This window comes from Rhizobium esperanzae (assembly GCF_014197615.1).
Taxonomy (GTDB): domain Bacteria; phylum Pseudomonadota; class Alphaproteobacteria; order Rhizobiales; family Rhizobiaceae; genus Rhizobium; species Rhizobium esperanzae_A.
Genome location: NZ_JACIFY010000043.1, coordinates 1 through 3760, shown reverse-complemented (window position 1 = coordinate 3760; position 3760 = coordinate 1). Strand labels below are relative to the sequence as shown.

The 3760-nt window shown below is 58.7% G+C and carries 1 protein-coding gene; it reads left to right on the top strand.

Annotation, left to right across the window (positions count from 1 at the left end; genetic code table 11):
• Nucleotides 1–3566 (top strand): beta strand repeat-containing protein (locus tag GGD57_RS28915; RefSeq protein ID WP_432443409.1); only part of this gene is annotated, 3566 nt, incomplete at its 5' end.
• Nucleotides 3567–3760: the final 194 nt, after the last annotated feature.

Below are 3760 nucleotides of genomic sequence, written 5' to 3'. Positions count from 1 at the left end.
TGCTGAACACGGACGGCAGCCGCACCGAGACGGTCTCGAAAAAGGGCATCGGCGATGCGCTGATTTCCCGCACGACTTCAAATGTCAGCGCCAGCAGTCTGAGCAAGGCAATAAGCTGGGCCGATGCCAGCGACACGACGGTTCGCTCCTTGAGTGACGTCACCGTTCTCAACGCCGATGGCGGTACGACGGAGACGCTGTCCTACTTCAAGGCGGATGGTACGACGCTGGAAAGCAAGACTGTCGCCACTGTCGCAGCTCATGGTCTTACAACCACGGTCACCGTCGATGTCGACGGCGATAACGTCATCGACAACAAATCGGTCACAGCAAAGCAGACCAACGGCTCGACGATCCAAACCCTTAGTGACTTCGGCGCCAATGCCGCGCTGAAGGATACGAAGACCGTCACGACGTCGGCTGACGGCCTGACGCAGACTGTCGAATACGACAGCAATGGCGACGGCACGATCGATAAAAAGACAACCAAGACCACGGTTCTCCAGGCCAATGGCAGCACGGCGACGACGACGAAGGATATCGTCGGCAGCGTCACCAAGAGCATCACGCTGACAGAGGTGTCGGCAGACGGGCTGACCGTGACCACCAAATGGGACACGGTCGGCACCGGTGGCGGCACCACCTTCGACAAGAGCCGAACCGACGTCACCGTCCTCAACGCCAATGGCTCGAAGACGCAGACGATCAGCAATCTGACCGGCACAACGCTGACCAGCCGATATCTCGTCACGACAAGCGCCAATGGTCTGTCGATTACCACCCAGATCGATCCGACTGGTGCGGGCACCTACAGCCAGACGGCGACCGATGTCACCGTCCTGAATGCCAACGGCACCAAGACGCGGACGGTGGAAAGCACGAAGGCTGACGGTTCGCTGATCTCGCGGACCATCACCACGATCAGCGCCAACGGCCTGATCACCTCTTCCAGCCAAGAGCGTCCGGGCTTTACCAACCAGACCGTTACCGACACGATCACGGTGCTGGCGGATGGCGCCGTTCGCGAGACTGTCGAAACGAAGGATAGCGGTGGAACGCTGATCGGCAGGACTGTCACCCTGACCAGCGCCGACAAGCTGACGGTCACCATCGACCGCGACGGAAACGGCGACGGTATCGTCGATCAACACCAAGAAACGGTCACCGCCAATTCAGGCGTCCAGACATCGGTCACCACCGACTTCAGGGCCGACGGCTCTGTCATGGACAAGTCGACCGTCGTCGTATCCGCCGACGGTCGCCTGACGACCACGACCTGGGATCTCGATGGCGATGGTACGATCGATCGCCAGCGGCTGACGAACTTTACCGCGAATGCCGACGGAAGCAGCACCACTGTCATTTCCGATACGGATCTGCCGGCCGGCACGCAGGCCTCAACGACGACGATCCAGGTGTCTGCCGATGGCAGGCTGAAGACGACGTCGAAGGATACCAACGGTGACGGAACGGCCGATCAGGTCGAGACCGTCACCGTCGATTCCACGGGCGCCTCGGTTTCCGTGGTTACCAACAATGCAACGGCGCGTCTGGTTTCCAACCTGACGCCGGGCGGTGTCTACTGGACCCAGGCAATCGCGGCGAAGATCGAGACGACCACCTCGGCGGATGGCCGCACCAAGATCGCCAAATACGACTACGACGGCAACGGCGTCTACGAGACGATCATGCAGTCGACCATCCAAGTCGACGGCTCCATCGTCACGGCGGTGACAGAAACCAATGCCAGTGGCACGGTGACGGCAAAGGGCACAATCTCGACCAGCGCCGACGGCCTGATCACCACGCTGTCGAAAGATGCCGGCAACAACGGCACCATCGATCATACCGAGACGGCGGTGACGCATGCCGATGGCTCGATCACGCGGAAGAAGATCGATCTTAACGCCAGCGGAGCAATGACGCAGACGACCGTCGATCAGGTTACCGCGCTCGGGTCGCTTTCCTCCAGCCTCGCGACGGACTCTGCTGGCCGCAAGACCGCTGAGACCATCTTCGCTTCGGACGGAAGCTCCGTGGCGACGACCTATGACGGCGCGAGCGGGCAGACGTTGAGTGTCGCCAACGCCAATAAGGCCGGCTTGCTGACGACCGTGACTTTCTACGACCCGCTGAGTGCGAACACGTGGAAAAGTATCGAGCGGCAATATGACACTGCCGGCAGGGAGACGTTGGAAAAGCAGTTCTACGACGACAACACACGGATCGAGATCAGCTTCGATCCATCAAATGCTGCGGCGTGGTCGCAGATACAACAAAACTATAATGCGGCAGGACAGCTGACGTACAAGCTTGAAACCGGCGACGACGGCTCGAAGACTGCCTACGACGTTGCAGGCACCCAGTCATGGTCGACGATCAAGCAATCCTATGACGCGGCAAACAGGCTTATCGGCGTCGATCAGACAAATGATGACAGCACACGCTATGTCACAAGCTATGACCCCGCGAATGCGGCGGTGTGGTCTCGCGTCGACTATTCCTACAACGCCGGCGGTCAGCTCACAGTCCAGAACATCTATTACGACGACGGCGGCAAACGCTATGAGGCATGGGACAGGGCGAACGCTGTAAACTGGTCATACCACCTCGTGATCCAGAATAGTGCCGGGCAGACGACCTACGAAGAAACGAAATTCGATGGCGGTCAAACGGACAAGAGAACGAATGATGTCGGCAATGCTAGCAACTGGTCATATCAGATAGCCTCATACTCGGCATCGGGCGCCTTGATGCAGACGTTCACACAGATGGACGAGGCAAAGAAGTGGTATTACGAATACCAAGACTATTTGAATAACCAGGCATGGACCAGGGACATCATTCGCTTTGACAGGTACGGAGTCAAAACCAGCGGCGATACCTATTTCGATGACGGCACCCGCATTGAATACGAGTATCACTCCGATCGGGGGGGCACGCTGGATTGGTGGAAGAAATACAATGCCCAAGGGCAAGTCATCCAAACATATTACGCCAATTCCCCGATCCTCCTCGATCTGAATGGCGACAGCCACGTCGATCTTCGTCCGCTTGATTCACTTGGCCCTTCAGTGGGCTTCGATTGGGATGGCGATGGTGTTGCGGAGGAAACGGCTTGGGTTGGTCCTCAGGACGGTTTCCTGGCAATTGATCTCGGCGCGGATGGAACGACCGGCCCAGATGGCAAGATCGATCAGGCGCGGGAACTGGCGTTCAGTCTTTGGGACGACACGGCGACATCGGACCTTAACGGCCTGCGGCTTGCCTTCGATACCAATCACGACAACGTCCTTGACATCAACGATGCTCGTTGGAACGAGTTCCGGGTTTGGCGCGACCTCAACCAAAACGGCGTCAGCGACGCTGGCGAGCTGCAGACGATGACGGATGCCGGCATTCGGCTGATCAATCTTCTGCCGAGCAGTGACGGGGCGCAATCCTTTGCCGATGGATCGATGATCACAGGGACGAGCTCTTATCAAACTGTTGACGGCACGAACCAGTACCTGGTTGGTGACGCAATCCTCGCCTCGCGGTCAAGCCAAGCGGCAAATGCCGTGTAACAATATGCCCCGCTTCGTGTCGGCGCCTATGGCGCCGGCATCCTCTCACTTTTTTGATCCCCGCCATGACCGACATCCAGACAGCATCCGACCCTGACACGGCGGAGGCAGAGACCATAGGCGACCCCAGACCATCACCGGAAGCCGCAATCGCCGACAGCGGACTGGCGGCGATTGCTGCCGTCGCCGGTTAT